Here is a 514-nt window from a genome sequence, read left to right on the forward strand (position 1 = left end):
TTGAGCACGATTAGCTTTACCTGCAATTAACGCATCAATCCAGTTAAACGTCGTAAAGTGGTTGTGTCGACTTAAGGCTTCCTCTAAGCGTACAACAGTCAGTTCGCCATCAGGATAGAGCAAAGCCAGTTTCTCTAGACTCTGAGAAAGTGCAAATAAGTTGCCTTCATGCCACTGTGCCAACATCTGTAAGGATTGCTGATCGGGCTTTAAACCCAATGCGCGGCAGCGCGTTTGCACAAACATAGGCAAACGCTGAAGATCCGGCGTTAAGCAGCTGACCCAGTCGCCTTTGGCATTCAGTGCTTTAAACCATTTGGCATTTTCTTGCGCTTTAGTCAGCTTCGTTCCGATGATCACTAGCATGATGTCATCATGCAGCATGTCACACAGGGTCTGTAGCTCTTTGCTGATAGCTGTGTTGACACCACTTTCTGGGATCTCAAGCTCAATGAGTTGTCGACTAGAAAATAAGCTCAGAGCTTGAAAGCAGTCATACACTTGGTTCCAATCT

Annotated in this window: 1 protein-coding gene; it reads right to left on the bottom strand. The window is 46.1% G+C overall.

All coding sequences use genetic code 11. The annotated features are described in order from the left end of the window. The coding region (holA, locus tag R7093_RS28200) for a DNA polymerase III subunit delta (RefSeq protein ID WP_318147404.1) at positions 1-514 on the bottom strand (514 nt) is incomplete at both ends.

The sequence above is a fragment of the Vibrio sp. 1580 genome (assembly GCF_033340055.1).